This is a genomic window from Pseudomonas sp. GNP012, assembly GCF_054343835.1.
On record NZ_JBTGUU010000001.1, the window covers coordinates 5,210,784 to 5,228,218 of the forward strand.

A 17,435-nucleotide genomic window follows, 5' to 3' on the forward strand; every position below is an offset into this window, starting at 1 on the left:
GCCGGCACATCCAACATCTTTGCTGACTGTCAGGCCGCCTTCGCGAGCAAGCCCGCTCCCACAGGGGTTATGTATTGCCTGGGAGGTCAGCGGTAGTCGTCAACCGGCACACACGCACAAAACAGGTTCCGATCTCCATATACATTGTCCACCCGGTTCACCACCGGCCAGTATTTGTGAGCCTTGGTATGCGCGTCCGGCGTGACGGCTTGCTCGATGCTGTACGGTCGCTCCCACACGCCGGTGATATCGGCCAGCGTATGCGGCGCACCTTTCAACGGGTTTTCTTCCGCCGGCCAGTTACCGTTCTGCACCTCGTTGATTTCCGCGCGGATGCTCAGCATTGCGCCGATAAACCTGTCCAGCTCCGCCTTCGATTCACTTTCGGTCGGTTCGACCATCAGCGTCCCCGGCACCGGGAACGACATGGTCGGGGCGTGGAAGCCGTAGTCCATCAGGCGCTTGGCGACGTCCTCTTCGGTGATGCCGGTCAACGCCTTGAGCGGTCGCAGGTCGAGGATGCATTCGTGGGCTACCCGTTCATTACGCCCGGTGTAGAGCACCGGAAAGGCACCGGACAAATGCCGCGCCAGGTAATTCGCAGCAAGGATCGCCACTTCGCTGGCGTCCGCCAGTTGCGGCCCCATCATGGCGATGTACATCCAGCTGATCGGCAGAATGCTTGCACTGCCCCAGGGCGCCGCACTGACGGCGCCATTCTGCGGCTGCGGCCCGTCAATCGGCACCACCGGATGGTTGGCCACGAACGGCGCCAGATGCGCCCGTACTCCGATCGGCCCCATGCCCGGACCGCCGCCACCATGGGGAATGCAGAAGGTCTTGTGCAGGTTCATGTGCGAGACATCGGCGCCAATATCCGCCGGCCGCGCCAGCCCGACCTGGGCGTTGAGGTTGGCGCCATCCATGTACACCTGACCGCCATGCTGGTGGATCACTTCGCAAATTTCGCTGATGCCTTCCTCATACACGCCATGGGTCGAAGGATAGGTCGCCATCAGGCAGGCGAGATTGTCGGCGGCCTGCGCGGCTTTTTCCTTGAGGTCATCCAGGTCGACGTTGCCCGCCTCGTCACACTCGACGATCACCACGCGCATCCCGGCCATTTGCGCCGACGCGGGATTGGTGCCGTGCGCTGACGAAGGAATCAGGCAGATATCGCGGCCGCCCTGTTGCCGGCTCTCATGGTATTTGCGGATCGCCAGCAGGCCGGCGTATTCGCCTTGGGCACCGGAGTTGGGCTGCATGCAAATTGCATCGAAACCGGTGATCGCGCACAACCAGCGCTCCAGTTCCTCGATCATCAGCCCGTATCCGGCGGCCTGCTCTTTCGGCACGAACGGGTGCAGGTTGGCAAACTGCGGCCAGGTGATCGGGATCATCTCGCTGGTGGCGTTGAGCTTCATGGTGCAGGAGCCCAGCGGGATCATCGATTGATTGAGCGCCAGGTCCTTGTTTTCCAGTTGCTTGAGGTAGCGCAGCATCTCGGTTTCGCTGTGATGGGCGCTGAATACCGGATGGCGCAGATAAGGCGAAGTTCGCACCAACCCTTGGGGAATTCCGCCAGGCAGGACTTCGGCATCCAGGTCCTCGATACTGAGCCCGTGGTCGGCCCCCAGAAACACGTCGAACAGCTTCGCCACGGTAGTTTCGTCGCAGGCCTCGTCGAGGCTCAAGCCCAATTGGCCGCGCCCGAGAATGCGCAGGTTGATCTGCGCGGCCCGGGCACTTTCGATGATCGCGGTCTGGGTTCCGCCGACTTCCAGCGTCAGGGTGTCGAAGAAGTGCCGGTTGACCCGGGTGATACCCTTGCGCTCAAGCCCGGCGGCCAGGATGCAGGTCAGCCGGTGAACCCGCTGGGCGATACGCTTGAGCCCTTCCGGGCCGTGGTAGACCGCATAGAAACTGGCGATATTGGCCAGCAGCACCTGGGCCGTGCAGATGTTGGAGTTGGCCTTCTCCCGGCGGATGTGTTGCTCGCGGGTTTGCAGGGCCATGCGCAGGGCGGTGTTGCCTCGCGCATCTTTCGAAACACCGATGATGCGCCCGGGAATCGCCCGTTTGTACTCATCGCGACTGGCAAAAAATGCCGCATGTGGCCCGCCGTAGCCCATGGGCACGCCAAACCGCTGGGAAGAGCCGAACACCACATCGGCGCCCAGTTCACCCGGCGGGGTCAGCAACAACAGGCTCAGCAAATCCGTGGCGACACAGGCCAGGGCCTGCTGCGCGTGCAGGTGATCGATCAGCGGCCGCAGGTCGTGGATCTCGCCGTGGGTGTCAGGGTATTGCAGCAACGCGCCGAACACCTGGTGCTGCTTCAAGTTATCCACAGCGTCGACGATCAGCTCGAAGCCGAAACCTTCGGCGCGGGTCTGCACCACGGAAATGGTTTGCGGGTGGCAGTTTTCGTCGACAAAGAACAGATTGCTTTTGGACTTGGCGACCCGCTTGGCCAGGGCCATCGCTTCCGCCGCGGCGGTGGCCTCATCGAGCAGCGAGGCGTTGGCCAGTTCCAGACCGGTCAGATCGATGGTCATTTGCTGGAAGTTCAGCAGCGCTTCGAGCCGCCCTTGGGCGATCTCCGGTTGATAGGGTGTGTACGCGGTGTACCAGCCGGGATTTTCCAGCACGTTACGCAGAATGACCGCCGGTGTGAGGGTACCGTTGTAGCCCATGCCGATCAGGCTGGTCCAGACCTGGTTTTGCTCGGCATACCCACGCAGCTTGGCCAGCGCGGCCTCTTCATCGAGGGCCGGGGGCAGGTCCAGCGCCCGGTTGAGGCGGATGCCCGGCGGCACCGTTTGCTCGATCAATTCGACCCGGCTGCCCAGGCCAAGGCTGTCGAGCATCGCCTGTTGCTCGGCGGCATCGGGTCCTAGGTGGCGGCGCAGAAAGGCATTGGGGTCGTGTAACTGGCTCAGGGACGGCAACTGGGACATGACGGGCTCTCTCTTGACTGGCGCTCAGCGTCGATGCAACACGGTCAAACCAGCATAGCAGTCGATCTTCGCGTGGATGGCGTGGCGTCGTCAGCCAATCCGGCTCCGCCACCCCGGTGTTTGCCGACATAGACCCGGTGACGCGCAAAGGATGCGGCCCAGGCACGGGCGACTTTCATGGCGCAGATGCAGGCATTGGGGGTCTGGATCGGGATCGGCTATCACTACTCACCGATTCACCTGTTGAGCCTTTACCGCGAGCGCGGTTTTAAGGAGGGCATGTTCACGGCGATGAGCAAAGCCGTCTTGCGGTCTTGACTCAGCCATTGCAGGAGCTGCCGCAGGTTGCGATCTTTTGATTTTAAAAACAAAGGCAAAAGATCGCAGCCTGCGGCAGCTCCTACGGGGGGCGAGTATTACTCGCCGATGGCGGCCTTGTAGCCGGCGGCATCCAGCAGTTTTTCCAGATCGGCGGTGTTGCTTGGCTTGAGCTTGAAGATCCACGCGCCGTACGGATCGGAGTTGAGCAGCTCAGGCTCAGCACTCAGCGCTTCGTTGACCGCGATCACCTCACCGGCAATCGGGGAGTAGATATCGGAAGCGGCTTTAACCGATTCAACGACACCCGACTGATCACCGGCAGCAAACACGTTGCCGACTTCGGTCAACTCGACGAACACCACATCACCCAGCGCTTCCTGCGCGTGATCGCTGATGCCCACGGTGACGGTGCCATCGGCTTCCAGACGTGCCCATTCGTGACTTTCGGCAAAACGCAGGTCGGCAGGGATATTGCTCATGTTCTGTGTCCTCAGGAAATTGTCAGCGGTCGTTAACCGCTGGAAAAGATTAGATCAAGGTTTTGCCGTGGCGTACGAAGGTCGGTTTGACCACCCGGACCGGGTACCACTTGCCACGAATTTCCACTTCAGCGCGGTCTGCAGTTGCCATCGGCACGCGCGCCAGTGCTATCGACTTGCTAAGCGTAGGAGAGAAACTACCACTGGTGATCTCCCCTTCGCCAACATCGGCGATGCGCACGACCTGATGAGCGCGTAAAACACCGCGCTCCTCAAGGACCAGACCGACCAGTTTGTGCTGTACACCAGCGGCTTGCTCGGTTTCCAGAGCCTTGCGCCCGATGAACTGCCGGGTGGCAGGTTCCCAGGCGATGGTCCAGGCCATATTGGAGGCCAGGGGTGAAACATCCTGCTGGATATCCTGACCGTAAAGGTTCATGCCGGCTTCGACCCGCAAGGTATCCCGCGCGCCAAGACCGATGGGAGAAATCCCGGCGCCGACCAGATCGTTGAAAAACCCTGGTGCCTGATCCGCCGGCAGAATGATTTCCAGGCCGTCTTCGCCGGTATAACCGGTGCGCGCGATGAACCAGTCACCATCGGGCAGGCCTTCGAAGGGCTTGAGGAGCTGGATCAGGTTGCCGCGGGACTGGTTGACCAGCTCGGCAATTTTTTGCCGGGCGTGAGGCCCCTGGATGGCCAGCATCGCCAACTCGGAACGCTCGCGAAGCTGCACGTCGAAACCGTCGAGATGCGCTTGCATCCAGGCCATGTCCTGATCGCGGGTGGAGGCATTGACCACCAGGCGATAGCCCTCGTCGAGACGGTAGACGATCATGTCGTCGACGATGCCGCCCTGCTCGTTGAGCATGGTGCTGTATAACGCACGGCCGGAGCTGTGCAGGCGTTCGACATCATTGGCCAGCAAATGCTGAAGCCAGGCTTTGGCCTGGGGGCCGCCGACGTCGATAACGGTCATGTGGGATACATCGAAGACACCGCAATCGCGGCGCACCTGATGGTGTTCCTCGACCTGCGATCCATAATGCAAAGGCATGTCCCAACCGCCAAAATCGACCATCTTTGCGCCGAGCGCGAGATGAAGGTCATACAGAGGCGTACGCTGTCCCATGGGTTTCTCCTTCCGGGCGTGGCGAAGGTGCGGGCAAGTGCTGCACGGACTGAATGCCTTGAAACAAAAGGCCTTTAGCCGATTTCAGCTACCTGGTCTGTCAGACGGACCGCACCGAATGCCGCGCATTGTAGCCGCAAGGTGTAGGACTGACACCTAGCTGTTTCGATGCGCTGAGCGCCGGATCAATCCGATGACCGGCAGCAGCCCGACCAGCACCAGGGTCAACGCTGGCAAAGATGCCCTCGCCCATTCTCCTTCGCTGGTCATTTCAAAGATCCGCACCGCCAGCGTGTCCCAGCCAAAGGGGCGCATCAGCAGGGTCGCGGGCATTTCCTTGAGCACGTCGACGAACACCAGCAGCGCCGCGCTCAAGGTGCCGGGCAACAACAACGGTAGATACACTTTGAAAAACAGTCGTGGCCCACTGACGCCAAGGCTACGTGCCGCTTCGGGCAAAGATGGCCGTATACGCGCCAGACTGCTTTCCAGTGGCCCGTAAGCCACAGCAATGAAGCGCACCAGATAGGCCAGCAACAACGCTGACAGACTGCCCAGCAGCAGCGGCTTGCCCGCGCCACCGAGCCAGCTCGAGAGCGGAATCACCAGCTCGCGATCCAGGTAACTGAACGCCAGCATGATCGACACAGCCAGCACCGAGCCTGGCAAGGCGTAACCCAGGTTGGCCAGACTGACCCCGGAACGAATGACCCGGGTGGGCGCCAGGCGTCGGGCAAACGCCAGCAACAAGGCGACGCTGACGGTGATCAACGCCGCCATCGCCCCCAGGTACAAGGTATGGACGATCAACCCGGTGTAGCGCTCGTCGAGATCGAAGCGCCCGCGCTGCCAGAACCACACCGCCAATTGCAGCATCGGGATAACGAAAGCGCAGGCAAACACCAGACCGCACCAGGTCGAGGCCGCCAGAGCCTTCAAGCCCCGCAGGTGGTACAGCGCCTTGACCCGTGGCCGCTCGTTGCCCGCCCGGTTGGCCCCGCGAGCACGCCGTTCGCCGTAGAGCACGAGCATCACCACCAGCAGCAACAAGCTGGCCAGTTGCGCGGCGGAAGACAGACTGAAAAAACCGTACCAGGTCTTGTAGATGGCCGTAGTGAAGGTATCGAAGTTGAACACCGACACGGCGCCGAAATCCGCCAGGGTTTCCATCAGCGCCAATGCCACACCCGCACCGATGGCTGGCCGCGCCATGGGCAATGCCACGCGCCAGAACGCTTGCCAGGGCGATTGACCCAGGACCCGCGCCGCTTCCATCAGGCCTTTGCCCTGGGCGAGGAAGGCCGTGCGGGCGAGCAGATACACATAGGGATAGAAAACCAGCACCAGCACCACAATCACCCCGCCCGTGGAGCGCACGCGCGGCAGTCGCAGACCGCTGCCGAACCATTCGCGCAGCAGGGTTTGCACGGGCCCGGCAAAATCCAGCAGGCCGACGAAGACGAAGGCCAGCACATAGGCCGGAATCGCGAAGGGCAGCATCAGCGCCCAGTCCAGCCAGCGCCGGCCGGGGAATTCGCAAAGGCTGGTCAGCCAGGCCAGGCTTACACCCAGGACTGTCACGCCGACACCGACGCCTAGCACCAGGGTCAGGGTATTGCCCAGCAAGCGCGGCATCTGTGTGTCCCATAAATGGGACCAGATCTGTTGATCGATGGTTTGCCAGGAAAGCAGCAGGACGCTCAGGGGCAACAGGACCAGCGCAGCGATGGCGAAGACGACGGGATACCAGCGGCGTTGGGCGGGGTGGGCCACAGGCTTGGTTCTCTACTATTAATGGGTGAAATCGACACTGTAGGAGCGAGCTTGCTCGCGAAAAACGTCAACGATAACGCAGGGAGCCTGACGGTCCGCGGTGCCCTGACGTTCATCGCGAGCAAGCTCGCTCCTGCAGAGTCAAAAGCACGGGGCACTCAAACAAAACGCCCCGCATGGGCGGGGCGCAGTATAACGGTCGATTTAGTTCCAGCCAGCCTTGTCCATCAGGCGAATCGCCTCAGCCTGGCGCTTGCCGGCGATTTCCACAGGCAAGGTATCAGCGATGAACTTGCCCCATGCGGCGACTTCAGCCGATGGCTGTACGGCCGGGTTGGCCGGGAACTCCTGGTTCACGTCGGCAAAGATTTTCTGCGCTTCAGGCGTGGTCATCCACTCCACCAGGGCCTTGGCCGCTTCCGGGTGTGGCGCGTGTTGGGTCAGGCCGATACCCGACAGGTTGATGTGTACGCCACGGTCGGCCTGGTTCGGCCAGAACAGTTTCACCGGCAGATCCGGCTTCTGCTTGTGCAGGCGGCCGTAGTAGTAGGTGTTGACGATGCCGACATCGCACTGGCCGGCATTGATCGCTTCGAGCACGGCAGTGTCGTCGGAGAATACGTCAGTAGACAGGTTCTTGACCCAGCCCTTGAGGATTTCCTCGGTCTTGCCGGCGCCGTGCACTTCGATCATGGTCGCGGTCAGGGACTGGTTGTAGACCTTCTTCGCCGAACGCAGGCACAGGCGGCCTTCCCATTGCTTGTCGGCCAGTGCTTCATAGGTGGTCAGTTCGCCCGGCTTCACACGGTCAGTGGAGTAGGCAATGGTCCGCGCCCGCAGGCTCAAGCCGGTCCAGGCGTGGGAGGCTGCCCGGTACTGCAGCGGAATGTTGGCGTCGATGGTTTTCGAGGTGAACGGCTGGAGGATGCCCATCTGCTCGGCTTGCCAGAGGTTGCCGGCATCGACGGTCAGCAGCAGGTCGGCCGGCGTATTCGCGCCCTCGGCCTTGAGCCGCTGCATCAGCGGCGCTTCCTTGTCGGTGATGAACTTCACCTTCACGCCAGTCTTGGCGGTGTAGGCATCGAATACTGGCTTGATCAGCTCGTCGATACGCGAGGAGTAGACCACCACCTCGTCAGCAGCCTGGGCGGCGGTGCTGCCAATCAGGGTCAGGGCCAGTGCAGTCAGTAGACGCTTCGGTGCCAACATGGGAGCGGTCTCTCGATTGGAAAATGAGGGCAAATGATAAGGACTCACATTTAGCTTCTCAATCGAAGCTGATCGCGGAGGCGTTACTGGATGTTGCGACGCCTGGAATTTTTGGTGCTTGTGCTGACGCCTTCGCGGGCAAGCCCGCTCCCACAGTGGCCGGTGTCGTTCACAAATCCCGTGCCCAAAGCGATACCTGTGGGAGCGGGCTTGCCCGCGAAGAGGCCAGTAGCCTCTATGCAGAACTCAGGGCTTGGCCAGCGCCGGCAAATCCCCGGTCAACCCCAGCGCTTCACGCACGAACAAGGCCTTGGCCTCGGGCATCTTCTCAACCATTTTCAACCCGGTATTACGCAACCAGCGCACCGGTAACGGATCCGCCTGGAACAAGCGCTCGAAGCCCTCCATCGCCGCCATCAGTGCCAGGTTGTGGGGCATGCGCCGACGCTCGTAACGGCTGAGGACTTTCACATCCGCCAGGCGTTCGCCACGGGTTGCCGCTTGCAGCAACACTTCGGCCAACACGGCGGCATCGAGGAATCCGAGGTTCACACCCTGCCCGGCCAACGGGTGAATGGTGTGGGCCGCGTCGCCGATCAACGCCAGGCCTTCGGCCACATAACGCTTGGCATGCCGCTGGCGCAGAGGCACACACAGGCGCGGGTCGGCGCTGAGCACTTCACCGAGCCGCCCCTCAAAGGCTCGCTCCAGTTCCTTGCAGAAACCCTGGTCATCCATCGCCATCAAGCGTTCGGCTTCGCCGGGTGTGGTCGACCAGACGATCGAGCACCAATCCTGTTCGCCGTCGCGCTCCAGTGGCAGAAACGCCAACGGACCATTGTCGGTGAAGCGCTGCCAGGCCGTCATCTGGTGCGGCTTGGCGCAACGCACGCTGGTGACGATGGCATGGTGCAGATAATCCCATTCGCGGGTCGCGACCCCGGCCAGGCGCCGCACGGCCGAGTTGGCGCCATCCGCTGCGATCACCAGCGGTGCGCGCAGGGTGCGGCCATCGGCCAGGGTCAGCAGCCAGTCATCGCCGGAGCGGCGCATCTGTTCCAGCCGTGCATTGGCCAGCAACCCCAGGTCACAGTCGTGCAGGCGCTCGAGCAAGGCATCCTGGACCACTCGGTTTTCGACGATATGCCCCAGCACCTCGGCATGCACGCTGGCCGCCGAGAAGTGAATTTGCCCGGTGCCGCTGCCATCCCAGACCTGCATGTCGGTGTAGGGGCTGCTGCGCCGCCCGGCGATGCCGTCCCAGACGCCAAGGCGTTCGAGAATCCGTTGGCTGGCGGCCGACAAGGCGCTCACGCGCGGCTCAAAAGCGGCCTGAGTGTTGAAGGGTTTGACACTCATGGGGCTGCCGTCCAGCAGCAGGACTTCCAGCCCGCTGTTCTGCAACGCCAGCGCCAGGGCGCTGCCGACCATTCCGGCCCCGACAATCAGCAGATCTGCGCGCATTTCCATGCTTTAAGCCTGTCTCTCTTGCGGCTTGAGCCGCACGTAAAGGGTTTTCCCGACCCGCGCCACCAGGTGGCCGACGCCGTCATGAATGTCGACCTGCAAATACGGCAGGTTTTTTATCAATCGTGCCTTGCCAAATCGGCGGACCAACCAGCTACGCATCCGGTCGCGTCCCCAGCCCCATCGCCTGTCGGGCAAACCAGCGTTTGGCCGGTGGCAGCAGGTCGAGGCCGAGCAAGCCGATGTTGCGACCCAGGGACACCAGCGGCTGGGTACTGCCGAACAGGCGCGTGACCTGATCGGAGAAGCCCACGGTGAGGTCCTGGTCCAGACGCTGACATTCGCGATAGGCCTGCAAGGTAGCGAAGTCGCCCAAGGGTTTATCGCTGGCGAGCAAGGCATCGGCCAGGGCCTGGGCATCGCGCAGGGACAGGTTGAACCCCTGACCGGCAATCGGATGCAGGCTGTGCGCCGCGTTGCCGAGCACCGCCAGATGCGGGCGCACCTGTTCTTCGGCCTCGACCAGTGTCAGCGGATACAGATGTCGTGCACCGACCTGCTTCAACGTACCGAGGCGATAACCGAAGACACCCTGCAATTCACTGAGGAAACTGCGCTCATCGAGGGCTGCCAGGCGTTGCGCGTCCATGCCCAGGCGGGTCCAGACCAGTGCACAGCGGTTTTCCGGCAGCGGCAGTAACGCCATCGGGCCTTCGTCGGTGAAACGCTCGAAGGCCATGCCGTTGTGGGCCTCGCTCGGGGTGATATTGGCGATCAGCGCGCTCTGGTTGTACGGACGCTTGCGGATGCCGATCCCCAGTTGCTCGCGCAGGCCGGAGCGGCCGCCGTCAGCGAGCACCGCGAGGTCGCACTCAAGGGTGGTTTCATCATTGAGGGTCAGGCGATAGCCATCGGTCAGCGGCTCCATGCGGGTGACTTCCGCCGGGCAACGCCAGCTGATCACGTCCTTGTCCAGGCCTTGCCACAGGCATTGGCCGAGCCAGGCGTTTTCAACGACATAACCCAGCGCCGGAACACCCTCTTCCATCGCCGACAAGCGCGCCGTCGAGAATCGACCACGGTCGGAAACATGAATCTGCTTGATCGGCTCGGCGCGGCGGGAGACTTCCTGCCAGACGCCCAGGCGTTGGTAAATCTGCCGCGAGCCAAAGGACAGCGCCGAAGAACGAGCGTCGTAACTCGGTTGATACGTATCCCCCGGGGCGAACGGCTCGATCAGCACGATCTTCCATCCTCGGGCCTTGGCGCCGGCCTGCAAGGCCAGCGCCAGACTCGCACCGACCAGCCCGCCACCGATGATTGCCAGGTTGACTCGACTCATGCCGCTTGTGTCCGTGCTTGCTCCATCAGGGCCTCGATTTCGCTGACGGTTTTCGGCACGCCGCCCGTCAATATTTCACAGCCGGTTCTGGTAACCACTACGTCGTCCTCGATGCGCACGCCAATACCGCGCCATTTCTTCGCCACGCTCTGGTTATCCGGAGCAATGTAGATCCCCGGCTCCACGGTCAACGCCATGCCGACCTCCAGTACGCGCCACTCGCCGCCGACCTTGTATTCGCCGACATCGTGTACATCCATGCCCAGCCAATGGCCGGCGCGGTGCATGTAAAACGCCTTGTAGGCTTCGCTGGCGATCAGTTCGTCAACGTCACCCTGAAGCAAACCCAGCTTGACCAGCCCGGCCGTGATGACCCGGACCGTGGCCTCGTGCGCCTGGTTCCAGTGTTTGTTCGGGGCGATTTCGGCAAAGGCGGCTTCCTGGGAGGCCAGCACCAATTCGTAAATCGCTTTCTGTTCCGCTGAATACTTGCCGCTGACCGGAAAGGTCCGAGTGATGTCGCTGGCGTAACAGTCGATCTCGCACCCGGCGTCGATCAGCACCAGGTCACCGTCCTTGAGCAGCGCGTCATTCTGCTGGTAATGCAGGATGCAACTGTTGCGCCCAGCCGCGACGATCGACCCGTAGGCCGGCATCTTCGCCCCGCCCTTGCGGAATTCGTAATCGAGCTCGGCTTCCAGGCTGAATTCGTGCAACCCGGCGCGACAGGCCTGCATTGCCCGTACGTGCGCCTGGGCGGAAATCCGCGCCGCCTCGCGCATCACTTTCACTTCTGCCGCCGATTTATACAGGCGCATGTCGTGCAGCAGATGATCTAGGGCAACGAATTCGTTCGGCGGCTGGGCACCGAGGTTGGCCTTGGAGCGGATCACGTTGATCCATTCCATCAGGTGGCGGTCGAATTCGGGGTTGCTGCCCATGGCCGAATACACCCGGTCACGGCCTTCGATCAGGCCCGGCAGGATGTCGTCGATATCGGTGATGGGAAAGGCGTCGTCAGCGCCGAAGTCGCGAATCGCGCCTTCCTGCCCGGCACGCAGGCCATCCCACAATTCGCGCTCGGCGTTGCGTTCGCGGCAGAACAGGATGTATTCGCCATGCACACGCCCCGGCATCAGCACCAATACCGCCTGGGGCTCAGGGAAGCCGCTGAGGTACTGGAAGTCGCTGTCCTGGCGATAGACGTGCTCGACGTCGCGGTTACGAATGGCCACCGCGGCGGCGGGCAGGATGGCGATGCTGTTGGGTTCCATCTGCGCCATCAGGGCCTTGCGGCGACGGCTGTATTCCGATTTCGGGATGTGGATCATGGGCAGATGGCGTTCCCTGGCAAACGATTAGTGCAGCGACGGTTTGGCGGCGGCCGGCACGTCTTTCTTGGTCTCGGAGAACAGCAGCAGCGGCGCGACGCGCAGGTACTCCATGACCTCCATATAGTCGTTTTCGCCGTCGTCGGACTCTTCCAGCGCATCTTGCACCTGGGAGATGGCCGCCAGATCCTGCAGCACTTCGGTGGCCTCGGTGCTCAGGGCGCTGCTGTCACGGCAGTTCAGGCCGAAACCGCTGAGGAAACCCTGGCACCATTGGCCCAGGGCGGCGGCACGCTCGGTGAGCGGGGCGTCGTCTGTCGGCAACAGCAGAACGACGGTCACGTCATCGCCGGTGAGCTCGCCTTTTACCATCTCTTGCAGGCCGATCAGGGCGTTGCGAACGTTGTCCTGCGGCTCGCTTTCGAGCAATTCGGCGGCGTCGATCAGCCAGCCTTCGGCGTCGAAACCGGCGCCGGCGCAGCTGCGGCCGAGCAACAGGCCGTGCAGTTCAGCAGGCGAGACGTTGTAACCGCTGGAAGTCAGCAGGGTGGCGAAGCCTTGGTACGGGGAATTCTGAATGGTCATGGGCAGCTAGGCGCCAGACGGCGCTATGTCTAGAATGAAGGCCTTGTATCCTACATCGACTACCCCTGTAGGAGCGAGCTTGCTCGCGATGAACCCGAGAACGCCGCGGGTTGTCAGGGATCCAGCGTTATCGTTGGCGACCATCGCGAGCAAGCTCGCTCCTACAGTCCAACACCCATCAGACAGTGAAGACAATGGAAGACACCGACCTGCAAGCGCTGATGGCCAGACTCGAATTGCTGATTACCCGAGTCGAGCAACTTAAGAGTCAAAATGGACTCTTACTAGCTCAGGAAAAGACCTGGCGCGAGGAACGCGCGCATCTCATTGAAAAAAACGAAATCGCCCGGCGTAAGGTCGAGTCGATGATTTCGCGCCTCAAGGCCCTGGAGCAAGACTCATGAGTTCAAGCAATAGCGTCACCGTGCAGATTCTCGACAAAGAGTATTCGATCATCTGCCCTCAGGAAGAGCGCAGTAACCTGGTCAGCGCCGCCCGTTATCTGGACGGCAAGATGCGCGAGATCCGCAGCAGCGGCAAAGTCATCGGCGCCGACCGTATCGCCGTGATGGCTGCGCTGAACATCACCCACGACCTGCTGCACAAGGAAGATCGCCCGGACGTTCAGGTCAGCGGCTCGACCCGTGAGCAGGTTCGCGACCTGCTCGATCGCGTCGATCTGGTCCTGGCGACCGATCCGGACGTCACCAAAGGCTGATTCGCGTCGCCGCTTGCGGTATACTGCACTCACTCCCTGGGGTGTTTGCCAGTTGGCGATGTCCCTGAGCCGATTTGCTATACCCTGGAGGTTGCACGTTGGGCTGGTGTGCATGTCCGCTAGACGGAAAGCCTTAAAGCCTACTGCATCTTCCACCTTGAACTTTCGGGTTCAAGGGCTAAGTCGACAGCGACACATTCGGGGAGCCTGATTCCAGTCCAATGCCGGTTTAAATACCGGCATTGGCGTTTTTGCGGGTACGCTTTGTGTATCCGTCCTGCCGAAGTCCGAATCCATGACCGAACCTGCGCTGCTTCCCCGCCCGCAACTTCGACGCATGCTGCGCAAGGCCCGCCGCGCACTGACACCCAGTCAGCAGCGCCAGGCCGCTCGCGGGCTGTACAAGCAATTGGCCCAGCAACCGCTGTTCCGCCGCGCCAGACACATCTCGCTTTATCTGCCGACCGACGGTGAAATCGATCCGCGCCTGTTGCTGCGTGCCGCACAGCGCCGGGGCAAAGCCACGTATCTGCCGGTGCTGAGTGCCTGGCCGCGAACCAAAATGGTATTCCAGCGCATCCGGCCCGGGGAAAAACTCAAACCCAACCGCTTCCGCATTCTCGAACCTCGGGCCAACCTCGCCCGGCAACGCAGAATCTGGGCGCTGGACCTGGTGTTGTTGCCATTGGTGGGGTTTGACGATGTTGGCGGACGCCTGGGGATGGGCGGCGGCTTCTACGATCGGAGCCTGGCCTATCTGGCGCGCCGCAATGACTGGCGCAAGCCGACGCTGTTGGGGCTGGCACATGAGTGTCAGAAGGTGGAGCGATTGGCTCAGGCGAGCTGGGATGTGCCGCTGCAGGGAACGGTGACAGACAAAGCCTGGTATTACGCAGGCTAGGCGCCACTTCGATCAGCGACGCCGGGACAACAGGATCAGCGCTTGAAGGCGGTCGACTGTTGCTGCAACTGGGCGAGCTCGACCGGTGCATCGGTCTTGCTGGCCCACAGGCTTTGGGCATAGCCGGTGGTCACGACGCCAAGGCCAAACAAAATGACCAAAATCCATAGTAAATCCGGTTTGCGTTTCATCGATTGCCCCCCAAAGGCAGATCTACACGATGACAGCAGCGGTTTCCGTTTGTAGGCCGTGCAGCAGCGTCAAGCTTTAAAGGCCGGCATTTTGCGACAACGTGAACCGCTGCGCAAATGCTGACGTCAACCGACTGTCGGTTTGTCATAAAATTGCCGACAAGTTGCTCAATCACCACGCAAGGAGCAAAAGACATGGCCTATTGGCTGATGAAATCCGAGCCCGACGAACTCTCGATCAAAGGGCTGGAAAAGCTCGGCAAAGCGCGCTGGGACGGGGTTCGCAACTATCAGGCACGCAACTTCCTGCGGGCCATGGCCGCAGGGGATGAGTTCTTTTTCTATCATTCCAGCTGCCCGGAGCCGGGCATCGCCGGTATCGGCAAGATTGTCGAAGCCGCGTATCCGGACCCGACGGCGCTGGAACCTGAAAGTCATTACTACGACCCGAAGGCAACGGCGGAGAAAAACGCCTGGAGCGCGATCGATGTCGCCCATGTCGAGACGTTTGCCAGGGTGCTGAAGCTCGATTACCTGAAGCAGCAGACGGCGCTGGCCGAATTGCCGCTGGTGCAGAAAGGTTCGCGACTGTCGGTGATGCCGGTGACGCCGGAGCAGTGGGCGGCGGTGATCGCTTTAAAGCCTTGAGTTGTTCATCGCCTGGACTGGCCTCTTCGCGAGCAAGCCCGCTCCCACAGGGTTCTGAGGTGGACATGTGATTGTGCTTCAACACAAAACCACTGTGGGAGCGGCGGTGCGACGATTCGACTTGCTCGCGAAGAGGCCGGTACAGGCGCTAAAAGACTTACTGAATGATCAGATTGTTGAACAACAAATCCTCAACCACCGGCTTGCCGGTTTCGTCGCTCATCACCTGCTGGGTCTGTTTCAGGGCTTCCTGACGCAGCTTTTCCTTGGCCTCGACATTGTTCATCGTCTCGGTGGTCTGCTGGGCGAACAGCGCGACCAATTGATTGCGAATCAACGGTTCATTGGCCTTCACCGCCTTGGCAGCCTCGTCACCGGTCACCCGCAACGCCACATCAGCCTTGTAGACTTTCAGTTTCGGCGTGCCATCCAGGCCGTAGTTGCCCACGAACGGCGGGCTCAGGGTGATGTAACTGACCTTCGGAGCGGTATCTTCTTTGGCTTCCTCGGCCACCGCTGCCACAGGCAGGGACAGGGCCAGCAACAACATGATCCACGCTTTCACAATTCACTCCTTATCCGGTTTGCGGCCTAGCATAACGACCCGCCATGCAAGCACAAGCTTATGGCTGACTATCAGGGCCGGGCATGCTCGTTGACCCTTCGACCCACACACCTACACTTATCGGCCATCACTCCCAAAGGAATAGCCCTGATGAAAGCCGTGCTGTGCAAAGCCTTCGGCCCTGCCGAATCGCTGGTGCTGGAAGACGTCGCCAGTCCTGTCGCGAAGAAGAATGAAATCCTGCTGGAGGTGCACGCCGCCGGGGTCAATTTCCCCGACACGCTGATCATCGAGGGCAAGTACCAGTTCAAGCCGCCCTTCCCGTTTTCTCCGGGTGGCGAAGCGGCCGGCGTGGTCCGCGAAGTCGGCGAGAAGGTCAGCCACCTGAAAGTCGGTGACCGGGTCATGGCCCTGACCGGCTGGGGCAGCTTTGCCGAACAGGTCGCCGTGCCGGGCTACAACGTGTTGCCCATTCCGCCATCCATGGATTTCAACACCGCCGCGGCCTTCAGCATGACCTACGGTACCTCGATGCACGCCCTCAAGCAGCGCGGCAACCTGCAACCGGGCGAAACCCTGCTGGTGCTGGGTGCCTCCGGCGGTGTCGGCCTGGCGGCGGTGGAAATCGGCAAAGCCATGGGCGCCCGGGTGATTGCCGCGGCCAGCAGCGCGGAAAAACTCGCCGTGGCCAAGGCCGCCGGCGCCGATGAACTGATCAACTACAGCGAAACCAGCCTCAAGGACGAAATCAAGCGCCTGACCGATGGCCAGGGCGCCGACGTGATCTACGACCCGGTGGGCGGCGACCTGTTCGACCAGGCCATCCGTGCCATCGCCTGGAACGGTCGTCTGCTGGTGGTCGGCTTCGCCAGCGGGCGCATCCCCGAATTGCCGGTCAACCTGGCGCTGCTCAAGGGCGCGGCGGTGCTCGGCGTATTCTGGGGCTCATTCGCCCAACGCCAGCCGCAGGACAACGCGGCGAATTTCCAGCAGCTGTTTGGCTGGTTTGCCGAAGGCAAGCTGAAGCCGCTGGTGTCGCAGGTGTATCCACTGGGCAATGCGGCGCAGGCGATCAATGATCTTGGCCAGCGTAAAGCAGTCGGGAAAGTGGTAGTGCAGGTTCGCTGAACCCGGCAAAGGGCCCGGACCTCTGGGTCCAGGTTCTTTCCCTACAGTAACTGGCGGATATCTTCCGGCAAAAACCTTACATACCTGGAACCCGGGTTGTTCGAGCATTGCCTGATAATGATCGGCACCTTCCTGTTCATATCCGCGATCAATGACAGACGTCGTTCGGTCGGCAGTGTTGCCGTGGAAAACGCGCTCGACAGATAAGCCCGGACATAATGGAACGCGGCGGAATCGATCCACTGGTACTCCGGGGCACGCGCCAGCGCCGCATTGAGATCGCGACATCTCAATGCCTTGAGCCGCTGATTGAGATGCAACGGTAGATACACATCGAACCCGAATATCATCGGCGCAATGACTTCCTGCTCCTCAGGCTTGCCACCCTCAACGGTCCATGGCTTGAACCGCCACTGCGCTATGGCGACCCGGGCCGCCTCGGCGAAATCAGGGTGATCGCTTTGCAAAATGCTCACCTTGCTGATCGAGCCATTGGCATGTGCCATGAACCTGACCCGGACATTACCGGTGATTCCAGCCCGTTGCAGCGCCGGTGGGTAAATCGGCTTGGGGTTGTTTTCCGGTATCAGGAACACCTCACCTGCGTTGCTTGCAACAGACCAGACAAACAGCAGCACCACGAACACAAACCACCGCATCCTCCTCTCCCCCGCACCTGAAACGC

At 61.5% G+C, this 17,435-nt stretch carries 17 protein-coding genes, 1 other RNA gene and 2 pseudogenes; 7 read left to right on the plus strand and 13 right to left on the minus strand.

What is annotated here, in order from left to right; all coding sequences use genetic code 11:
* Nucleotides 1-86: 86 nt before the first annotated feature.
* Complete coding sequence (gene gcvP / locus ACXX83_RS23620; RefSeq protein ID WP_458549744.1) at nucleotides 87-2,960, minus strand: aminomethyl-transferring glycine dehydrogenase; 2,874 nt, start codon at nucleotides 2,958-2,960, stop codon at nucleotides 87-89.
* 147 nt (nucleotides 2,961-3,107) lie between these two features.
* Between gcvP and ACXX83_RS23625 the strand changes: the two are divergent.
* A pseudogene (locus tag ACXX83_RS23625) lies at nucleotides 3,108-3,245 on the plus strand (DegT/DnrJ/EryC1/StrS aminotransferase family protein); the annotation flags it as partial.
* Between the two features lie 131 nt (nucleotides 3,246-3,376).
* Here ACXX83_RS23625 and gcvH read toward each other — a convergent pair.
* The 9 genes and pseudogenes from gcvH to ACXX83_RS23670 form a co-directional block, all read right to left on the minus strand.
* Nucleotides 3,377-3,760, minus strand: coding sequence for a glycine cleavage system protein GcvH (gene gcvH, locus ACXX83_RS23630; protein ID WP_116579697.1), 384 nt, complete (start codon nucleotides 3,758-3,760; stop codon nucleotides 3,377-3,379).
* Between the two features lie 49 nt (nucleotides 3,761-3,809).
* Nucleotides 3,810-4,892, minus strand: a complete 1,083-nt coding sequence (gene gcvT / locus ACXX83_RS23635) for a glycine cleavage system aminomethyltransferase GcvT (protein ID WP_458549745.1) — start codon at nucleotides 4,890-4,892, stop codon at nucleotides 3,810-3,812.
* A 156-nt stretch (nucleotides 4,893-5,048) separates the two neighbouring features.
* Nucleotides 5,049-6,665 carry an ABC transporter permease gene (locus tag ACXX83_RS23640; RefSeq protein WP_458549746.1) on the minus strand — a complete coding sequence of 539 codons (1,617 nt, stop codon included), beginning with the start codon at nucleotides 6,663-6,665 and terminating at the stop codon, nucleotides 5,049-5,051.
* A gap of 204 nt (nucleotides 6,666-6,869) precedes the next feature.
* Nucleotides 6,870-7,874, minus strand: coding sequence for an extracellular solute-binding protein (locus ACXX83_RS23645; protein ID WP_015097299.1), 1,005 nt, complete (start codon nucleotides 7,872-7,874; stop codon nucleotides 6,870-6,872).
* Nucleotides 7,875-8,120: 246 nt separating this feature from the next.
* Entirely contained in the window at nucleotides 8,121-9,338 is a 1,218-nt protein-coding gene (locus ACXX83_RS23650) for a 2-octaprenyl-3-methyl-6-methoxy-1,4-benzoquinol hydroxylase (protein ID WP_458550225.1), read from the minus strand.
* 9 nt (nucleotides 9,339-9,347) lie between these two features.
* Nucleotides 9,348-9,458: pseudogene (locus tag ACXX83_RS23655) on the minus strand (tetrameric acyl-CoA thioesterase); the annotation flags it as partial.
* Nucleotides 9,459-9,495: 37 nt separating this feature from the next.
* A complete protein-coding gene (ubiH, locus tag ACXX83_RS23660; RefSeq protein ID WP_458549747.1) occupies nucleotides 9,496-10,683 on the minus strand; it encodes a 2-octaprenyl-6-methoxyphenyl hydroxylase in 1,188 nt (395 codons plus the stop codon).
* Nucleotides 10,680-12,014 (minus strand): Xaa-Pro aminopeptidase, encoded by a 1,335-nt coding sequence (gene pepP, locus ACXX83_RS23665; RefSeq protein WP_458549748.1) that lies wholly within the window; start codon nucleotides 12,012-12,014, stop codon nucleotides 10,680-10,682. Before pepP ends, ubiH begins: the two co-directional genes overlap by 4 nt.
* 27 nt (nucleotides 12,015-12,041) lie before the next feature.
* Nucleotides 12,042-12,599 (minus strand): YecA/YgfB family protein, encoded by a 558-nt coding sequence (locus tag ACXX83_RS23670; protein WP_015097303.1) that lies wholly within the window; start codon nucleotides 12,597-12,599, stop codon nucleotides 12,042-12,044.
* Nucleotides 12,600-12,793: 194 nt separating this feature from the next.
* Here ACXX83_RS23670 and ACXX83_RS23675 point away from each other — a divergent pair, with 194 nt between their 5' ends.
* From ACXX83_RS23675 to ACXX83_RS23690, 4 genes are all read left to right on the plus strand, one after another.
* Nucleotides 12,794-13,003, plus strand: coding sequence for a TIGR02449 family protein (locus tag ACXX83_RS23675; protein WP_007982902.1), 210 nt, complete (start codon nucleotides 12,794-12,796; stop codon nucleotides 13,001-13,003).
* Entirely contained in the window at nucleotides 13,000-13,317 is a 318-nt protein-coding gene (locus ACXX83_RS23680; protein ID WP_007978902.1) for a cell division protein ZapA, read from the plus strand. Before ACXX83_RS23675 ends, ACXX83_RS23680 begins: the two co-directional genes overlap by 4 nt.
* 30 nt (nucleotides 13,318-13,347) lie before the next feature.
* Nucleotides 13,348-13,526, plus strand: a non-coding RNA gene (gene ssrS, locus ACXX83_RS23685) — 6S RNA.
* Between the two features lie 86 nt (nucleotides 13,527-13,612).
* A complete protein-coding gene (locus tag ACXX83_RS23690) occupies nucleotides 13,613-14,218 on the plus strand; it encodes a 5-formyltetrahydrofolate cyclo-ligase (RefSeq protein ID WP_007978899.1) in 606 nt (201 codons plus the stop codon).
* Between the two features lie 35 nt (nucleotides 14,219-14,253).
* On the opposite strand, the gene ACXX83_RS23695 is transcribed toward ACXX83_RS23690, so the two are convergent.
* On the minus strand, nucleotides 14,254-14,409 hold the full coding sequence (locus tag ACXX83_RS23695; protein WP_007978897.1) for a hypothetical protein: 156 nt from the start codon (nucleotides 14,407-14,409) through the stop codon (nucleotides 14,254-14,256).
* 195 nt (nucleotides 14,410-14,604) lie between these two features.
* Between ACXX83_RS23695 and ACXX83_RS23700 the strand changes: the two genes are divergently transcribed.
* Entirely contained in the window at nucleotides 14,605-15,057 is a 453-nt protein-coding gene (locus ACXX83_RS23700; protein ID WP_458549749.1) for an EVE domain-containing protein, read from the plus strand.
* Between the two features lie 157 nt (nucleotides 15,058-15,214).
* On the opposite strand, the gene ACXX83_RS23705 is transcribed toward ACXX83_RS23700, so the two are convergent.
* Nucleotides 15,215-15,622: a flagellar basal body-associated protein FliL gene (locus tag ACXX83_RS23705; protein ID WP_095964287.1), complete on the minus strand. Its 408-nt coding sequence runs from the start codon at nucleotides 15,620-15,622 to the stop codon at nucleotides 15,215-15,217.
* A 150-nt stretch (nucleotides 15,623-15,772) separates the two neighbouring features.
* Here ACXX83_RS23705 and ACXX83_RS23710 point away from each other — a divergent pair, with 150 nt between their 5' ends.
* Entirely contained in the window at nucleotides 15,773-16,750 is a 978-nt protein-coding gene (locus ACXX83_RS23710) for an NADPH:quinone oxidoreductase family protein (RefSeq protein WP_095964288.1), read from the plus strand.
* Nucleotides 16,751-16,791: 41 nt separating this feature from the next.
* Here the strand turns inward: ACXX83_RS23710 and ACXX83_RS23715 are convergent, their stop codons facing one another.
* Nucleotides 16,792-17,409, minus strand: a complete 618-nt coding sequence (locus ACXX83_RS23715) for an energy transducer TonB (protein ID WP_458550226.1) — start codon at nucleotides 17,407-17,409, stop codon at nucleotides 16,792-16,794.
* Nucleotides 17,410-17,435: the final 26 nt, after the last annotated feature.